General features: G+C 60.5%; 21 protein-coding genes. 20 read left to right on the top strand and 1 reads right to left on the bottom strand.

Translation table 11 applies throughout. The annotated features are described in order from the left end of the window. Nucleotides 1–42: 42 nt before the first annotated feature. The 20 genes from VGL70_23380 (at nt 43) to ddlA (ending at nt 15942) form a co-directional block, all read left to right on the top strand. The gene (locus tag VGL70_23380; GenBank protein HEY3306474.1) at nt 43–804 is read left to right on the top strand and encodes a glucose 1-dehydrogenase; all 762 of its coding nucleotides are present in this window, start codon (nt 43–45) and stop codon (nt 802–804) included. A 44-nt stretch (nt 805–848) separates the two neighbouring features. Continuing rightward, nucleotides 849–1907, top strand: coding sequence for an aldo/keto reductase (locus tag VGL70_23375; protein ID HEY3306473.1), 1059 nt, complete (start codon nt 849–851; stop codon nt 1905–1907). Between the two features lie 39 nt (nt 1908–1946). Then, the gene (locus VGL70_23370) at nt 1947–2969 is read left to right on the top strand and encodes an alcohol dehydrogenase (protein HEY3306472.1); all 1023 of its coding nucleotides are present in this window, start codon (nt 1947–1949) and stop codon (nt 2967–2969) included. 272 nt (nt 2970–3241) lie between these two features. After that, nucleotides 3242–3820, top strand: coding sequence for an adenylate/guanylate cyclase domain-containing protein (locus VGL70_23365; GenBank protein ID HEY3306471.1), 579 nt, complete (start codon nt 3242–3244; stop codon nt 3818–3820). An 84-nt stretch (nt 3821–3904) separates the two neighbouring features. Beyond that, the gene (locus VGL70_23360) at nt 3905–4366 is read left to right on the top strand and encodes a DUF4126 family protein (GenBank protein ID HEY3306470.1); all 462 of its coding nucleotides are present in this window, start codon (nt 3905–3907) and stop codon (nt 4364–4366) included. Between the two features lie 44 nt (nt 4367–4410). Continuing rightward, a complete protein-coding gene (locus VGL70_23355; GenBank protein HEY3306469.1) occupies nt 4411–4839 on the top strand; it encodes a nitroreductase family deazaflavin-dependent oxidoreductase in 429 nt (142 codons plus the stop codon). A 236-nt stretch (nt 4840–5075) separates the two neighbouring features. Next, a complete protein-coding gene (locus tag VGL70_23350) occupies nt 5076–6149 on the top strand; it encodes an HlyD family secretion protein (GenBank protein ID HEY3306468.1) in 1074 nt (357 codons plus the stop codon). Further along, on the top strand, nt 6146–7714 hold the full coding sequence (locus VGL70_23345; protein ID HEY3306467.1) for a DHA2 family efflux MFS transporter permease subunit: 1569 nt from the start codon (nt 6146–6148) through the stop codon (nt 7712–7714). The genes VGL70_23350 and VGL70_23345 overlap by 4 nt, the downstream gene beginning before the upstream one ends. Before the next feature lie 357 nt (nt 7715–8071). Next, nucleotides 8072–8233 (top strand): hypothetical protein, encoded by a 162-nt coding sequence (locus VGL70_23340; GenBank protein ID HEY3306466.1) that lies wholly within the window; start codon nt 8072–8074, stop codon nt 8231–8233. 7 nt (nt 8234–8240) lie between these two features. Further along, nucleotides 8241–8513 carry a hypothetical protein gene (locus tag VGL70_23335; GenBank protein HEY3306465.1) on the top strand — a complete coding sequence of 91 codons (273 nt, stop codon included), beginning with the start codon at nt 8241–8243 and terminating at the stop codon, nt 8511–8513. Then, entirely contained in the window at nt 8510–8863 is a 354-nt protein-coding gene (gene trxA / locus VGL70_23330) for a thioredoxin (GenBank protein HEY3306464.1), read from the top strand. Before VGL70_23335 ends, trxA begins: the two co-directional genes overlap by 4 nt. 4 nt (nt 8864–8867) lie before the next feature. Then, a complete protein-coding gene (locus tag VGL70_23325; GenBank protein HEY3306463.1) occupies nt 8868–9275 on the top strand; it encodes a hypothetical protein in 408 nt (135 codons plus the stop codon). Nucleotides 9276–9290: 15 nt separating this feature from the next. Further along, a complete protein-coding gene (locus VGL70_23320) occupies nt 9291–9635 on the top strand; it encodes a hypothetical protein (protein ID HEY3306462.1) in 345 nt (114 codons plus the stop codon). A gap of 7 nt (nt 9636–9642) precedes the next feature. After that, nucleotides 9643–10347, top strand: a complete 705-nt coding sequence (locus tag VGL70_23315; GenBank protein ID HEY3306461.1) for a hypothetical protein — start codon at nt 9643–9645, stop codon at nt 10345–10347. Nucleotides 10348–10349: 2 nt separating this feature from the next. Next, a complete protein-coding gene (locus VGL70_23310; GenBank protein HEY3306460.1) occupies nt 10350–11336 on the top strand; it encodes an aldo/keto reductase in 987 nt (328 codons plus the stop codon). A 71-nt stretch (nt 11337–11407) separates the two neighbouring features. After that, the gene (locus VGL70_23305; GenBank protein HEY3306459.1) at nt 11408–12097 is read left to right on the top strand and encodes an HAD family hydrolase; all 690 of its coding nucleotides are present in this window, start codon (nt 11408–11410) and stop codon (nt 12095–12097) included. Between the two features lie 49 nt (nt 12098–12146). Continuing rightward, entirely contained in the window at nt 12147–13052 is a 906-nt protein-coding gene (locus VGL70_23300; protein ID HEY3306458.1) for a pirin family protein, read from the top strand. Nucleotides 13053–13089: 37 nt separating this feature from the next. Then, nucleotides 13090–13527: a DoxX family protein gene (locus tag VGL70_23295; protein ID HEY3306457.1), complete on the top strand. Its 438-nt coding sequence runs from the start codon at nt 13090–13092 to the stop codon at nt 13525–13527. A 78-nt stretch (nt 13528–13605) separates the two neighbouring features. After that, nucleotides 13606–14793, top strand: a complete 1188-nt coding sequence (locus VGL70_23290) for a branched-chain amino acid ABC transporter substrate-binding protein (protein ID HEY3306456.1) — start codon at nt 13606–13608, stop codon at nt 14791–14793. 39 nt (nt 14794–14832) lie between these two features. Continuing rightward, on the top strand, nt 14833–15942 hold the full coding sequence (gene ddlA / locus VGL70_23285) for a D-alanine--D-alanine ligase (protein ID HEY3306455.1): 1110 nt from the start codon (nt 14833–14835) through the stop codon (nt 15940–15942). Between the two features lie 79 nt (nt 15943–16021). Here the strand turns inward: ddlA and ftsZ are convergent, their stop codons facing one another. Beyond that, on the bottom strand, nt 16022–17224 hold the full coding sequence (gene ftsZ / locus VGL70_23280; protein ID HEY3306454.1) for a cell division protein FtsZ: 1203 nt from the start codon (nt 17222–17224) through the stop codon (nt 16022–16024). Between the last annotated feature and the right edge of the window lie 20 nt (nt 17225–17244).

Below are 17244 nucleotides of genomic sequence, written 5' to 3'. Positions count from 1 at the left end.
TTCACAATACCATCAATCTGAAAGGCGAAAGGACAGAAGATTATGCGCGCAACAGAAACAAAACTGACGGGCAAAGTCGCCATCGTCACCGGCGCATCCAAGGGAATCGGCGCGGGGATCGCCAAACAGTTGGCGGCCGAAGGCGCGGCCGTGATCGTCAACTACGCTTCGAGCAAAGATGGCGCTGACCGCGTCGTCGCCGAGATCGAAAGCAGCGGTGGAAAGGCGGTTGCCGTGCAGGCGAATGTGGCCAAGCATGCCGAAATCGAACGGCTCTTCGCGGAAGCGAAGAAGGCATTCGGCAGGCTCGATATCCTGGTCAACAACGCCGGGATCTACGAGTTTTCTCCGCTCGAAGAAATTACCGAAGAACACTTCCACAAGCACTTCGATCTGAACGTTCTCGGACTGATCCTCGCTTCGAAGGAAGCGGCAAAATATTTCGGCACGGCGGGAGGCAGCATCATCAACATCAGCTCGGTGGCGAGCACCGCAGCTCCGGCGAATACGTCGGTTTACAGCGCCACCAAAGCAGCCGTCGATGCGGTGACGAAGTCGCTGGCCAAGGAACTGGGTCCGCGCAACATCCGCGTCAACTCCATCAATCCTGGCATGGTGGAAACCGAGGGAGTCCACGCGGCGGGAATCATGGAGAGCGATTTTCGTAAAGATGTTGAATCGCGAACCCCGCTCGGCCGCATCGGCCAAGCCGAGGACATCGCGCCCGCCGCCGTCTTCCTGGCTTCGGCCGATTCCGCCTGGATCACCGGCGAAACGATGGTCATCACCGGCGGCCTGCGTTGATCAGGGCGTGATCGGAATGCTCCGATGTGTTAAGGAGTGCACGTATGCGCTACAAAATTTTTGGGCGGCGCACAGGGTTGCGGGTATCTGAACTGGCATTGGGTGCGGGCAACTTTGGCACACGCTGGGGTGTTGGCGCGGAGCGCGAGGAAGCGAAAAGAGTGTTCGACCGTTACGCCGAAGCCGGCGGCAACTTCATCGACACGGCCGACAGCTATCAATTCGGCGAGTCCGAAGAGCTGGTCGGCGAATTCATCGCCGCGGATCGCGACTACTTCGTCGTCGCCAGCAAGTATACGCTGGGCACGAGCGATAAGGACGGAATCTCGCGCACCGGCAACAACCGCAAGAACATGGTTCGCTCGCTCGAGGGAAGTCTTAAGCGCCTCAAGACCGACCGCATCGACCTTTACTGGGCGCATTTCGCCGACGGCGTGACGCCGATGGAGGAAATCGTGCGCGCCTTCGACGATCTGGTGCGCGCCGGCAAGATTCACTACGCAGGCCTCTCCAATTTCCCCGCCTGGCGCGTTTCCCGCGCTGATCTCTTGGCGGAATTGCGCGGCTGGGCGCCCATCGCCGGCATCCAGATCGAATATAGCCTTGCCGAGCGCACCGCCGATCGCGAGCTTTTGCCGATGGCGGAGGCGCTTGGGCTGGGAGCGGCGCTGTGGTCGCCGCTCGGTGGCGGATTTCTCACCGGCAAATATCGTTCAAGCGACGAAGGGCGGCTGAACACCCGGCTCGCCGTACTCGTTCATACCGAGAAGACGGCGCGTGAGACGGCGATCCTGGACGCGGTTCTCTCTGTCGCGAAAGAAGTTGGCGCGTCTCCGACCGAAGTTGCCATCGCCTGGCTGCTGCACAAAGCGCGCCGCTCGACGACGAGTCTCATCCCGATTCTCGGTCCGCGCACGCACGCGCAGCTCGATGGCACGCTGGGTGCCCTCGAGCTGACTCTCTCGCCGGAGCAGATCGCGCGACTCGACGGAACCAGCGCCGTCGCGCTCGGCACACCGCACGAACAGATCAACGGTTCCGCCGCCCGCATCGCGGGCGGCAAACCCGAGCTGCTCGAAGTACCGGTGATACCGGCAGCGTAGACGTGAAAAAGATGAAGAAGGCTTACGATCGGAGGCATTATGTCAACGATGCGCGTCGTGCAAGTTACTCGACCGAAGGGGCCGTTTGAAATTGTTGAGCGTAAAATTCCGGAACCGGGCGCCGGCTCGGTGCGCCTCAAGGTTGGAGCTTGTGGCATTTGCCACAGTGATTCCGTGACCAAGGAAGGAACGTGGCCCGGCATTCAATACCCGCGTGTGCCTGGACATGAGATCGCCGGAACAATTGACGCTGTAGGCGCGGGCGTTGCGGGATGGAAGGAAAGCCAACGTATCGGAATCGGCTGGCATGGCGGACATTGCGGCTACTGTGATTCTTGCCGCCGCGGCGATTTCGTTACCTGCCAAGTCGCGCCGCAAGTTCCCGGGATCGCCTACGACGGCGGCTACGCCGAATACATGATCGCTCCGGCCGGCGCGTTAGCGCTGATCCCGGACGGACTTTCAGCGGTCGAGGCTGGGCCGCTGATGTGCGCGGGAGTCACCACGTTCAATTCTCTGCGCAACAGCGGAGCGCGGCCGGGCGATCTGGTCGCCATACTCGGCGTCGGCGGCCTTGGCCACTTGGGAATTCAGTTCGCCGTCAAGATGGGTTTCAGGACCGTTGCCATTGCGCGGGGCATGGACAAGGAACCGCTGGCCAGAAAACTCGGCGCTTGGTCTTATATCGACAGCAAAACACAAGATCCGTCGGCGGAATTGCTGAAGTTGGGCGGCGCCAAGGTCGTCGTCGCGACCGTGACGAGCGGCGACGCGATGAGCGCGACGTTGGGCGGTCTCGGCGTGAATGGGAAATTGATCATCCTCGGTGCCGCGGCTGAGCCGCTGCAAGTGGCTGGGATTCCGCTGATCCTGGGAAGACGTTCGATCGTGGGTTGGCCCTCCGGCAACTCCATCGATTCGCAGGATACGCTCTCGTTCAGCGTGCTCAGCGGCGTGCGCGCGATGACTGAAGTATTTCCGCTCGAGCGCGCAGCCGAAGCCTACGAACACATGATGAGCGGCAAGGCGCGTTTTCGCGCCGTTCTCACTACGGAGCACTAGAGCCAGCGCAGCAAGTAAGAGCAGCGGACAGCAAGCAACGTCAACAATCTTAATACTTGAAACGGGGTGGTTGTACTGCTATCCCGACGATGCGTTGGCCGAGTATTAAAGCTATGAATTTATCCAACGAGATGTCCAGGTCCACGGTTTCTTCGCTGTCGCCCCGGTGCCTCGCGGACGGCATGCCTTTCACGGGGCTCACGGGTTGGCTGTGGTGGCTCCGCGGCGTGCGGCGCAGCGCTTCGAATCCAAATCTTTGCAACAGGTGAGCGCTGCACTGGGAGACGGGCCGTCTCTCCGAAGTAACGGTGCTCTTTGCCGACTGTCGCGGATACACGCGCCTGACGCAGGAGCTTGGGATCGAAAAGCTGGCGCCGATCACGGAAGAATTCTTCAAGGCAAGCGCCGCGGTTATTCGACAGAATCACGGAATCGTCGACCGCTTGCTGGGCGATGCGGTCATGGCGTTTTTCAACGTCCCGATCAAGCACGACGATCACGTCCTGCGCGCCGTCGAGGCGGCATTTCGGATTCAGGAGGCGGTGCGACACATCAACGTAACGCTGGAGGGCGGAGTTGTCCTGGGCGTGGGCATCGGGATCGCGACCGGGGCGGCGCTCGCCACCAACATGGGCTCGACCAGTTGCAGCGATTACACCATGGTCGGGGATACGATCAACATCGCCGCGCGGCTGCAAGGGCAAGCCGCGCCCGGGGAAGTACTGGTAACGGAAGATGCTTATAAATCGATCAGCGCGGCTTTTCCCGGCGCCATGCGCGCCGAGTACTTGTTGAAAGGCATCGCACGTCCGGTCGCCGCCCACCGGCTGGTTCGCGATCGAACGTCGTGACGCAGGCTTGCGATCTTTGAACCTGCGGTGCGCCGGAGCGCGGTTTTCGCTCGACGAAAAATTGGCGGACTAGGAGACTGCATCATGACGCTTCTATTCGCCTTTCTCATTGGATTCTTCGCCGGGCTGCGCTCGCTCACGGCGCCGGCGGCGACGGCGTGGGCGGCGCACCTGGGCTGGCTGAGACTCGAACGCCCGCTATCTCTTATCGGCTCGCTTCCCTCCGTCGTGATTTTCACGCTGCTCGCAGTCGTCGAGCTGGTAGGCGACAAGCTGCCGCAAACTCCGAGCCGCACCGCGGCCATCGGTCTGACGGCGCGCATTGTTACGGGCGCGTTGACCGGCGCGTGCGTCACCGCCGGCAACGCGCAAGGAATTTTTCTCGGTGCTGTGCTCGGCGCCGCCGGCGCCGTTGCCGGAGCTTTCGGCGGCTACCAGACGCGCAAACGGCTGGTGCGAGTGCTGGGTCTGCCGGACATCTACATGGCCCTGCTTGAAGACCTAGTGACAGTGACCGGCTCGCTGTGGGTTGTGTCGCGCTTCTGAGCTCTATAGCGAGTTAAGTGTGATCGTTTTTGCAGGATGATCGTATGCAAGAACCCACAAGGCTCGATAGAATCCTCAATAAAGCTTTCGGCGTCCTGGTAGGACTAGGCCTCGGCCTCAGCTACAACTACCTTGTGCAGGTGGCGGGCCGCAAAACAGGCCGCCTCTATTCGACTCCAGTCGATTTGCTGGAGTTCAATGGAAGACGCTTTCTCGTAGCCGGCCGAGGACGCACACAATGGGTCCGCAACGCCGAGGCTGCAGGCGAAGTCATTCTAAAGAAAGGGACCAAGCGTCAGAGATTCCGCATCAGAGTCGTTCCAGATGAGGAAAAACCCGAAATCCTCAAGGCCTATCTTGACCGCTTCAAATTAACCGTCCAAGGGTATTTTCCTGTGCCCGCAGGATCTGAGCCTGCGGCTTTTGCCAAGGTCGCTGAACGTTATCCAGTCTCTGAATTGCGCCCGGTTTGAAATGAAGCAAGCCCTGCTTCAATCGCATGAAACGGTTCGGCATCTCTTATCCCAAGTACGCCGACATTTCGGCGCCTGCCGATAAGTCGGCGCGATTTTCTAGTTACGATCTTCCCCACCTCGAAGTCTGACTCTCCGTAACTTTCCTGATTCTCGCGAGTTGTGGGTATTTTCGCTCGTGAGTGCGATTTGGCACTGCGCTTGCCAAACTACTTTAACAACGCAGGAGGCAAATAATGGAGACTGTGATGTTAAGAGAAGTTCCGCGGAGCCGCGACAAGCGTCCCGACAAGCCCGAGTTCGACAAAGTTGCGACCATCGCTCTGAAGAAAAACTCGCGACGCACGAGGCTCATCGCGCTCGGCGCCATAGCGATTGTAATTCTCATCGCCGCCGGCTTCACCTACTACAGCTATGCCAGCGGCTACGAATCCACCGACGACGCGTTCATCGAAGGCCATATTTCTCAGGTAAACCCGAAAGTCACCGGCCACGTGCTCACGGTGCACGTGACCGATAACCAACCAGTGAACGCCGGCGACCTCCTGATCGAGATCGACCCGCGCGATTTTCAGGCGCGCGTCGCCCAGGCGCGCGCCGCGCTGGAGACCTCCACCGCGCAAGCGGCGCTCGCGCGCGAGCGCTTGGCGCAGGCTGAGGCTCAGGTCGGAGCCGCTCAAGCCGAAGCCACGCGCGCAGGCGCCGACGAGCGCCGCTTCGCTGAGCTGATCCGCCGCGACTTGATCGCGCGGCAGGAATTCGACCACGCCACCGCCGATGCCCGCACGACATCAGCGCAACTCGCCGCGGCGCGCGCAAACGAGCAGGCCTCAGCCGCCGCGATCCGCCAGGCGGATTCGCAAGTGGCCGAGGCGCGGGCTGCGCTGGGGAGCGCCGAATTAGAGTTATCCTACGCGAAGATCTACGCCGCGCTGTCGGGACGCGTGACCCGCAAGGCGGTTGAGCTGGGCGCCCTCGTCCAGCCGGGCCAAGCGCTGTTCGCGATCGTTCCCAACGATTTCTGGATCGTCGCGAACTTCAAGGAGACGCAGCTTGCGAAGATGCGCCCCGGCCAGCCGGTCGAAATCAAGATTGACGCGCTCCGGCGCGTGCGGTTTCGCGGTCACGTGGACAGCATCCAGTCCGGCGCGGGCGCCCGCTTCAGTCTGCTCCCGCCGGAGAATGCCACAGGCAACTATGTCAAGGTTGTGCAGCGCGTGCCGGTAAAGATCGTCTTTGACCGAACCGATTTCGCCGCGTATCCGCTCGGGCCTGGAATGTCGGTGGTGCCCAAGGTCAACGTCCGATGAGCGAGGACACGACCACTCCGGAGTGGCGCCCGCGCGCCAGCCCGTGGCTGATCGCCGTCGCCGCGATGGCGGCGACCTTCATGGAGGTGCTCGACACGTCGATCGCCAACGTGGCGCTGCCTCATATCGCCGGCAGCTTGTCGGCGTCCAACGATCAATCGACGTGGGTGCTTACGAGCTACCTCGTAGCGAACGCGATCGTGCTGCCGGCGACTGGCTGGCTCAGCCGGCGGTTCGGACGCAAGCGGTTTCTACTCGCCTGCATCGCAGTCTTCACGGCATCCTCTGTGCTGTGCGGCCTGGCCACGAGTCTTGGCATGCTTATTCTGGCGCGTATCCTTCAAGGCGCCGGCGGCGGCGCGCTCCAGCCGATTTCCCAGGCGGTGCTGCTGGAAAGTTTTCCGCCCGCCCGGCGCGGCGTCGCGATGGCGATCTTCGGCCTCGGCGTGGTGGTTGCTCCGGTCATCGGCCCGACGCTCGGCGGCTGGCTCACCGACAACTATTCGTGGCGCTGGATATTTTACGTCAATCTGCCGATGGGGCTACTGGCCATTCTGATGGCGCGGGCGTTTGTGGAAGATCCTCCTTACCTCAAGAATAGTGCACAGACGCGCATCGACTACGTCGGTTTCGCGCTCCTGGCGCTGTGGCTGGCGACGCTCCAGATCGTCCTCGACAAGGGGCAAGAGGCCGACTGGTTCTCCGCGGCATGGATCCGCTGGTTCAGCGCCGTCTCGATCGCGGCGCTCGTCGCCTTCGTTGTCTGGGAGCTGCGCGAGAAAGAGCCGATCGTGGATCTGCGCGTTCTCGCGGACCGGAACTTCGCGACTGGCACCGCGCTGATCGCCGTCGTCGGCCTCGTCCTCTATGGGAGCATCGCCGTGCTGCCGCTTTTTCTCCAGACGCTCCTCGGCTACTCGGCTCTGGAGAGCGGCCTGGCCGTGAGCCCGCGCGGCATCGGCGCGATCTTTGCCATGCTGGTCGTCGGGCGGCTCGTAGGCGTCCTCGACACGCGCCTGCTGCTCGCGTTCGGCTTCGGCCTGATGGCGTTCTCGGCGGAAATGTTGAGCCATGTCGACCTCGTCATCTCGATGGCGAACGTGGCCTGGCCCAACGTCGTCAATGGGGTATCTATCGGCTTTCTGTTCGTGCCGCTGACGGTGACGGCGATGGCAACGCTGCGCAAGGAGCAGATCGGCAACGCGACCGGACTCTACAATCTCACACGCAACATCGGCGGGAGCGTCGGCATCTCACTCGTCACGACCTTGCTCGCGCGCCGCGCTCAAGTCCACCAGGTCATGCTCGCCGCGCACGTTACGCCCTACGATGCGGCGGCGCAGCAATATCTCCTGACTCTTCAGCAGAGGTTTGCGGCAGGCGCCGGAGCCGTGGACGGCGCGCGCCAGGCCTTGGTTGCGCTCTACGCCGTCGTCGTCAAGCAGGCAACGTTGCTCGCGTTTGTCGATGTATTCCGTTTCCTAGCCATCGTGGCCCTGCTGTGCATCCCATTCGTGCTGCTTCTGAGGAAGTCAAAGACACAAGGACCCGTAGCAATCCATTGATGCCGGGCATACGCCGACATTTCGGCGCCTGCCGATAAGTCGGCAGACTTTCCTTCGTCACCGTCTTCTACAATCCGGCAGCGCCGCCCACAACTCTCCTGATTCCCGCCACTTCTAATGTTTGCTCCGGGCGCGGACCTTTGGCACCGCGCTTGCTGAAATACTTCTACCAGAGAGGAGAGAACCCGATGAAGATCGCAACACCATTTTTGGCGGCCCTGCTTCTAACCGGCGCAGCGCTCTGTGCGAGGGCAACGATTCAAGGTTTACTACCGGCACTCGTCTCGACTGCGATGGAGCTTGGCCTGAACCGCGTAAGAGCCAGGGTACTAAGCTAAAAAACCGAGGAGGCAATCGATGTTCGCAAACCGGACATGGAACGTCCCTGCAGCGCCGGCAATCCAGCAGCCGGTAGGGCTCAGCCACATAGACTCGGATTTCTGTTGGTGTGAGCCGATCGTCGAAACTGATGAGGACGGGAAAGAGGTCATCGTCCATAGGGAAATCACCTGGAACTGAGATCGGCATGTTGAAAATCACCGCGCAAGAAAACGAGTCGCAAACCGTCTTGGAGCTTCAAGGGAAGCTCGCCGGGCCATGGGTGGACGAATTGAAAGCCTGCTGGGAAAAATCCGCCGGCGGGCGGCCGGTTAGAATCCTGCTCTGCGCCGTGACGTTTGTCGACGAAAAAGGAAAAGGTCTTTTGACCGAGATGTACCGAAACGGGGCCGAGCTTGTGGCGGAAGGATGCATGAACAAAGCCATCGTGGAAGAGATCACGCGAGGAGGACGAAAATGAGCGCGCATATTATCGAAGCAAACGACGGCAATTTCGACCAAGTCGTCTCGCAGTCGGACCGACCCGTCCTGGTGGATTTCTGGGCGGAATGGTGCGGCCCCTGCCGAAGGCTTGCTCCGACGGTCGAAAACCTTGCTGAAGAGTACGCAACGAGGGCGCGCGTGGTTAAATTGAACGTGGATGCCGGGCCGGTCTCGGCAAAGCGTTACGGCATTCAAGGAATACCTACGTTGATTCTGTTTGTAGACGGCGCGGAAAAAGAACGCATCGTCGGCGCGGCAAGCAAGGAAGCGATTGCCGCGCTGATCGACAGACATACCGGCGATTTCGCGGCTAGAAAGGTTGGGTAAGTCGATGATGGACCGAGCCGAGTCGGTTTTGCAAGAAAAGTTGGGCTTTTTGTTTCAGCCGGACGTGCTCATTCCGGCTCAGTACTTCGACACGCTGCGCTCGAAGAGCGGAATGGAGCCGGAAAAAAGGCTCATGTTGGCCGTCCTGGAAGACGCCGTGCGCTGCTATCAGGACAATCTCGCGGCGGAGAGCGACACAAAGAGAAAACTTTTTGACGAGGCGGAGGAATGGTTCCTGGAAGAAGGCGTAGACGCGGCTTTTTCCTTTGAGAGCATCTGCGAGGCTTTGGATCTTAACCCCGAGTACGTGCGTAAGGGGCTGTTACGGTGGAAAGAACGGAGCCTAACAAAGCACCGTGACGCCGAGGCTTGGGAAAAGATCATGAAAGAGCCGCTAAAGCACACCGCATAATGAGGAGGAATGCTTATGAGCCCGTGGCAACTTATCTTTCGACAGAGCCGGGTGAACAATGGCATCTATGATGGAGATCGTCTTCCCGCGCAGAATTGGGATTGGCCGCAGGGTACCTGGTTACAAGAGCGCCTGCGTTATCTCCGTCACCTGCCGGCAAATAGTTCAAAGAATGGACCGGGACAAAATCCTGCGCGTCTCTCAATCGTACCTTTGCTTCTTGCCGATGAGGAAATCTCGACCGAGGCGCGCCGGGCTTTGCTTGAGAATCGCCTGACGGATGCGGCGCAGGCGCTTATCCGGGAGCACGGGCTGAGCTGTATCGAAGCCGGCGATCTCCTGGACGTTTCCGCCTGCTAGGATATCCGTGAAAGGGGAAAATATTATGCATTCACTTCGGACCGTGCCGAGCAACCGCATCAGAGCATTGGTAGTCGCAGTTCTTTCCTTGTGGTTCTTGGTTGCTCTTGGCGGCTCTCTGCTCGGAATCTTCGACAGCGACCGCCGTCCTCCGATCCCATTGGGCGCCGCGGCGATTCTGCCCGTGGTCATCTTCGCAATCGGCTACCTGAAGTGGGCCGAATTCCGCCAGCACGTTCGCGCCTCAAGCCTCAGGATCCTCACTCTCGCTCAAACGTGGAGAGTAGGAGCCGTTGTGTTCCTGATGCTTTGTCGCGAGGGTGTTCTGCCGGGCGTCTTTGCCCTTCCCGCAGGATGGGGAGACATCGCGATCGGAGCAACTGCGCCTTTGGTAGCCTGGGCGATTTCGACCACGAAAAATTTCCCGACACAAGTCTTCGTTTTGTGGAACGTGCTGGGGCTGCTCGATCTGGTGATGGCCGTCACGCTCGGCATTCTGGCATCAGCCGGCCCCTTGGGCATCCTGGCCGGAGAAATCACCACTCGGGCAATGGGCACATTTCCTTTGAGCATGATTCCAACATTCTTTGTTCCTCTCCTTGCGATTCTTCATTTAATTGCTCTGGATCGTGTACGGTATGAAGTCGCATATCCTTCGAACTTTGAACGGAGGCTTGTGGAGCAAAGCTTAAGCAGTTGCGAAGGGAGATAGAAGTGAAGCAAAGACGTTTAGGAAAAACCGAGCCCGTAGTCTCGGCGATAGGGTTGGGCTGCATGGGTATGTCCGAGTTCTACGGACGCCGCGACGACAGAGAGTCGATCGCGACGATTCATCGGGCGCTCGAACTTGGCGTCAACTTCCTCGACACGGCGGATATCTATGGCATGGGCGACAACGAGAAGCTTGTCGGGCAAGCCATTCGCGGGCGCCGGGACAAGGTGGTGCTGGCCACGAAGTTCGGTATCGTTCGCACCGACGATCCGCAGGCGCGCGGCGTCAACGGCCGGCCGGAATACGTTCGTGCGGCGTGCGACGCAAGCCTGAAGAGACTCCGAGTGGACACCATCGACCTCTACTACCAGCACCGCGTCGACCCCGACACGCCGATCGAGGAAACGATCGGCGCCATGGCCGCGCTCGTGCGAGAGGGTAAGGTGCGCTACATCGGTCTCTCGGAAGCCTCTGCGGCGACGATTCGCCGGGCCCATGCGGTTCATCCGATCGCCGCGCTCCAGACCGAGTACTCGCTTTGGAGTCGAGAGCCTGAAGAAGAAATTTTGCCGACCGTGCGGGAACTGGGTATTGCCTTCGTCGCCTACAGTCCTTTGGGACGCGGGTTCCTCACCGGCCAGATCAAGCGCTTCGAAGATTTCGCCGCGGACGACTACCGCAGAATATCCCCGCGCTTCCAGGGAGAGAATTTTGCCCGCAACCTCGAGTTGGTCAGACGCGTCGAAGCGATCGCAAAGGAAAAAGGCTGCACGCCCGGACAACTTGCGCTCGCCTGGGTGCTCGCGCGGGAAGACGACCTGATCCCGATTCCCGGAACGAAAAGGCGCACCTATCTCGAGGAGAACGCGGCGGCTGTGGACTTGGCCTTGACGCCGGAAGAGCTGCGGCGACTTGATCAAGTCGCCCCGCGCGGGGCAGCCGTCGGCTCAAGGTACTCGGAAGAGATGATGCGGTTGGTGAACCTCTGATTCTCCAGGAGCGATCGAAAAAGTATTCTCGACACCCTTTTCGAGTGTGAATGACCCGATATACTGGTGGTATGAACAACCGATCAGGCGGTCCCGCTTTTTTGTTCGATCTCGACGGCACGCTCGTCGATAGCGTCTACCAGCACGTCCTCGCCTGGCGCGAAGCGCTGGAAGACGCGGGCATCGAGCTGGCGGTCTGGCGCATCCATCGCCGCATCGGCATGAGCGGCGGCTTGCTGGCAAATGCGATTCTGGCTGAAACCGGACATCGAGTGGACGCGAAGGAAGCCGCGCATCTGCAGCGAGTTCATGCCGAGGCCTATGCGCGTCAGGTGGCGCACGTCCGCGTCCTGCCCGGGGCGCGCGAGCTGCTGGCACATCTTACGGCCGTCGGCGTTCCCTGGACGATTGCCACCAGCGGGCGGATGGAGAGCGCCGGCCCTACGTTGAAGATTCTCGGCGTGAGCCCCAAAGTTCCCGTGGTCACGCGCGATCAAGTTGAGCACGCGAAGCCCGATCCGGATTTATTTCTTGCGGCGGCGGAACGCCTCGGGGTAAAGATCGACGATGCTTTTGTCGTCGGCGATAGCGTGTGGGATCTGCTCGCCGCGCGCCGCGCGAGAGCGCTGGGAGTCGGTTTGCTCTCTGGCGGCTACGGCCAGGACGAGCTCGAGCGCGCCGGCGCATACCGCGTCTACCAGGATCCCTCCGACATGCTGCATCACCTGGATGAGCTGGGAGTGCGGATGACGATGGGTTGAACGCGGCGGCGACTTGGAACTTATAGGAAGAAAGGTGGTACAACGGCAAATGGCAAAGCGAGCACCCATCGTGGCGAGCGATACCCACAACCGCAAAATCAAGAAAATCTGGCAGAGCCAACCGACGAGGGAGGGCGCCGGCGTGCGTCTCAAGCGCGCCTTCGGCTTCAACGAAACTCCCCAGCTCGATCCTTTCCTCCTCCTCGATGCGTTTCACTCCGAGAATCCGGAGGATTACAAGCGCGGCTTCCCCTGGCATCCGCACCGCGGCATCGAGACGATCACCTATATCCTCGACGGCGACGTGGAGCACGGCGACAGTCTTGGCAACCGCGGGATCATCTCGGCGGGCGACGTCCAGTGGATGACGGCGGGAAGCGGCATCATTCATCAGGAGATGCCCAAGGGAAACCGTAAGGGAGAGATGTGGGGATTTCAGCTTTGGTCGAACCTCCCCGCGCGCCAGAAGATGATGGATCCAAGGCACCGGGAAGTTAAACAAGGCGAGATTCCCCAGGTGAAAACCGCCGATGGCGCGACGGTGCGCGTCGTCGCGGGCGAAGTGGAGGGAGTCCAGGGGCCGGTCAAGGAAATCGTGACCGAGCCGGTTTTTCTCGACGTATCGCTGCCGGCCGGCAAGTCGTTTGCGCATTTGGTAAAGCCGGCCCACACGGTCTTTGCCTACGTCGTCGAAGGCGAAGGTTATTTCGACACGACCGGCGCCTTCGATCGCGAAACGCCCGGCGCGCACGGCGAAGGCACGCTCGTGCTCTACGGGCCCGGCAACAGCATCGCCGTGTCGACAGACAAAAAGCCCGTCCGCTTCCTGCTCGTCGCCGGCAAACCGCTCGACGAACCGATCGCCTGGTACGGTCCGATCGTCATGAATACGCAGGAAGAGCTCGAAACCGCGTTTAAGGAATACCAGGAAGGGACGTTTGTAAAGCGAACATGATCACACTCAGATTAGATTTCGAGGGGAGGAGGGGACTATGGAGATCCTATTTGCAACCGAGCCGATTTTTTCTCTTTTTCTTCTGCGCATAGTGCTGGGCATCATCTTTTTCGCCCACGGCGCGCAAAAAGTTCTGGGCTGGTATGGCGGCCATGGGCTGAAGGGCACGGTAGGCTTCATGACCTCGATGGGCCTGCCGGTTCCGATCGCTTACCTGGTGTGCTTCTTCGAGTTCCTTGGCGGCATCGGCCTCATCGTGGGCTTTCTCACTCGTCTCGCGGCGCTAGCCGTAGCCGTTGTGATGGTCGGCGCGATCGCCACCGTCCACTGGAAAGAGGGTTTCTTCATCAACTGGGAGTTGAAGCCGGGCAAGGGTCACGGCATCGAAGCCAATCTCGCGTTCCTCGCGATGGCCGTCGCGCTCGTGATCGACGGCGGAGGCCTCTGGTCGGTCGACGCACTGCTGGTTCCTTAAAAGTCTCAATCCTCCATTTCCCTTCGCGTTGACTCCCGCGAGTGCTTAGCGTAAAAATCTCCGGAGAGGAGAACGCCTATGAAAGCGCGCATGGCACTCGGTTTCGTTCTTGGCTCATTCCTGCTTTTTAATTCCGTAATTCCGCCCGAAGCCTGGGCCCAAAAAGGCCGGATCAAGATCGTCAGCCAAAGCCCGCTCTCCGGCGAGCAGGCGGGACTCGGCGAGCATATAAAATTGGGCGCGCAGCTCGCCGTCGAGGACGCGAGCAAGCGGCTGAAGGCGCTGGGGTATGACCTGATGTTTGTCCCGATGGACGACCAGGCGAAACCGGAAGTCGGCGTCGCCAACGCCAGGAACGCCGCAGCCGATCCCGACGTTCTCTTGATCGTCGGCCACTTCAACTCCGGCGTCGCCCGCCCCGCCTCCGACGTTTACAAAGAATCCATGCTCACGATGATCTCCCCGGCGAATACGGCCACCGACATCACCGACCGGGGTTATCCCAACGTCAACCGGGTTTGCGGCCGCGACGACGTCCAGGGTCCGGTCGGCGCCCGATTCGCCGCCGAAGATCTAAAGGCAAAAACCGTTTACATCATTCAAGACAAGACGGATTACGGCCAGGGCGTAGCGCAAAACTTTCGCGATGAGGCGAAAAAACTGGGCATTCAGGTTCTCGCTTTTGAAGGCACGGAGGAGCGGACCAATTTTGGCCCACTGATTATTCCGCTGAAGGCAAAAAATCCGGATCTCGTTTACTTCGGCGGCATTTATCATCAGGGAGGACTACTACTCAAGCAAATGCGGGAAAAGGGCGTGAAGGCTGCGTTCATGGGACCGGACGGACTGGACTCCTCCGAGATGGCCAAGATCGCCGGCAATGCCGTCGTCGGATCTTACTACACCACGGTGGCCCCGCCCACGGACTCTTCCCCCGAGGCGGCTGCGTTGGCGAAAAGATACAAGCAACGCTTCGGCAAAGAGATTGAGCCGTTCGGGCTGTACGGCTACGAAGCCGCTGCGGTCGGCATCGCGGCGATCGAAAATGCCATCAAGGAGCTCGGCGGCAAAAAACCTGATCGCAAGCAAGTCTCTGCTGCCGTAAGAAAGATCAACTACAAGGGCGTCACCGGCTCGATCGCGTTCGACAATAAAGGCGACCCGGTGAAAGCGAAGTACTTCGTCCTCAAGTTCGAAAAGAGGCAGTATCCCGGCAAGGTCGTTAAAACCGTGGAGTCTGCCGCTCCGCCGGCGAAAAAATCTTAGTCGCCCTCCTCTGGCATCGGCCTTAGAAAACACTCCGGCATGGCAAAAAAAATCCGCGTCGCCGTTCTGTTCGGAGGCAAATCCGCCGAGCATGAGATCTCCCTCATCTCCGCCAAAAACGTCGTCGAAGCGATCGACAAGAAAAAATACGAAGTGACTTTGGTCGGCATCGACAAGAAAGGCAAGTGGTACTTCAACGACGACCCGAAGCTGCTTCAGAAGGCGGACCGGCCGAGGGCGATCAGGTTCGACCGCGCGCAGAACGCCATGGCTCTGGTTCCGGGCAACAAGACGAAGCCATGGCTCCGTCTCTCGGGCCGCCGCGCCGAAAAACCCGTGGACGTGGTCTTTCCGATCATGCACGGCACCTACGGCGAAGACGGGACGGTCCAGGGACTTCTCAAGATGGCCGACCTGCCGTTCGTCGGCGCCGGCGTTCTGGGCTCGGCGGTCGGCATGGACAAGGACGCGATGAAGCGCCTGCTCCGGGACGCCGGCATTCCCATCGCCCGTTTCGTCGCGGTGCATAGCTCGGAGCGGAAGCAGCTCGATTTCGCCGCCGCCGAGCGCGAGCTGGGCCTGCCGCTCTTTATCAAGCCCGCCAACCTCGGCTCATCGGTGGGCATCCACAAGGTCAAGGACGAGCGCGAGTTCGCCGCCGCGATCGCGGACGCGTTTCGCTACGATCAAAAGATCTTAGTCGAGGAATTTATTCAGGGGCGAGAGATTGAGTGCTCCGTCCTCGGCAACGAAGATCCCATCGCCTCGCTGCCGGGCGAGATCATCACGCGGCACGAGTTTTATTCGTACGAAGCGAAGTATCTTGACGAGAACGGCGCCGCGCTGGAGATCCCGGCGAAGCTTCCCGACGGCGTCGTCAAAGAAGTTCAGCGGATCGCGATCAAGACGTTCAAAGCGCTTTACTGTGAAGGCATGGCGCGCGTGGATTTTTTCCTGCGCAACGGTCAAGAAGTCATCGTCAACGAGATCAACACCATCCCCGGCTTCACCAAGATCAGCATGTACCCGAAGATGTGGGAAGCCAGCGGCCTCTCCTACACCGAGCTGATCGACCGCCTGATCCAGCTCGCCCTGGAGAGGTTCAAGCGGGAAAAGAAACTGAAAACCAGCTTCGGCGTTAAGCCGTAGACGGCAGGCTGACTCCACCTCTAAGAGGGCGCGATGAATCGCGCCCCTACTGCCTTCTGCCTACTGCCTTACGGTGCAGCTAGTCCATCTGTCTTCTCAAGAACGTCGGGATGTCGAAGTGGTCGTCGTCTTCCTTGCTGAACTGGACGGCGGCTCTTTCCACCGGCGCCGGCTCGCTCTCCTCGCCGCCCTTCTTGCGCTGCCAGGTGGGCGCTTCGAGATCGTCGACGATGGTTCCGAGATGGACGATCTTTTTGCCGCGGTTGCCGGCGGCATTGGCCGCGGCGAGGCTGCCGAGCGGCTGGTGCTGGTGGCGGCGCTCTTCTTTTTCGCCGAAGCCGGTCGCGATCACCGTCACGCGGATCTCGTCCTTCATGCGCTCGTCGATCACCGCGCCGAAGATGATGTTGGCGTCGTCGTGCGCTTCCTCCTGAATCATCGTCGCCGCCTCGTTCACCTCGTGGAGTCCCAGATCGGGACTGCCGGTGATGTTGATGAGCAGCCCGCGCGCGCCGTGAATCGAGATGTCTTCGAGCAGCGGGCTGGAGATCGCCTTCTGCGCCGCCTCGATGGCGCGATTTTCTCCCGACGCGGTGGCCGCGCCCATGAGCGCCAACCCCATTTCCGCCATCACGGTGCGCACATCGGCGAAATCGAGATTGATCAGTCCGGGCGTCATGATGAGGTCGGAGATGCCGCGCACGGCCTGGAGCAAGATGTCGTCCGCCTTGTGGAACGCTTCGAGCATCGTCGTCGTCCGCGCCGCGATGCTCAGCAGCCGCTGATTGGGAATCACGATCAGCGTATCGACGTTTGCTTTCAGCTCGTGAATCCCCTCGTCCGCCTGGCGCATTCTCTTTTTGCCCTCGAACATGAAAGGCTTGGTGACGACGCCGACGGTGAGCGCGCCGATCTCGTGCGCGATCTTGGCGATCACCGGCGCGCCGCCGGTGCCGGTGCCGCCGCCCATGCCGGCGGTGATGAAGATCATGTCCGCTCCCGCCAGGTATTCGCGCAGCTTGGCTTCGTCCTCCATCGCCGCGCGCCGGCCGATCTCCGGGTTCGCGCCGGCGCCGAGCCCCTTGGTGATCTGCTCTCCGAGCTGAAGCTTGACCGTCGCGCGGTTGGCCTCGATCGCCTGCGCGTCGGTATTGGCCACGATGAAATCCACGCCGCTGAGCTTGCCCGTGATCATCGTGTTGACGGCGTTTCCCCCGCCGCCGCCGACGCCGATCACCTTGATGTGCGCGCCCAATTGAACGTGCTCGACTAACTCATACATAAATTTCCTCCTTTTCGTTA

The sequence above is a fragment of the Candidatus Binatia bacterium genome (genome assembly GCA_036504975.1).
Taxonomy (GTDB): Bacteria; Desulfobacterota; Binatia; order UBA9968; family UBA9968; genus JAJPJQ01.
Note: the sequence above shows the minus strand (reverse complement) of the source record. Positions and strands in the feature narration are given on the sequence as shown.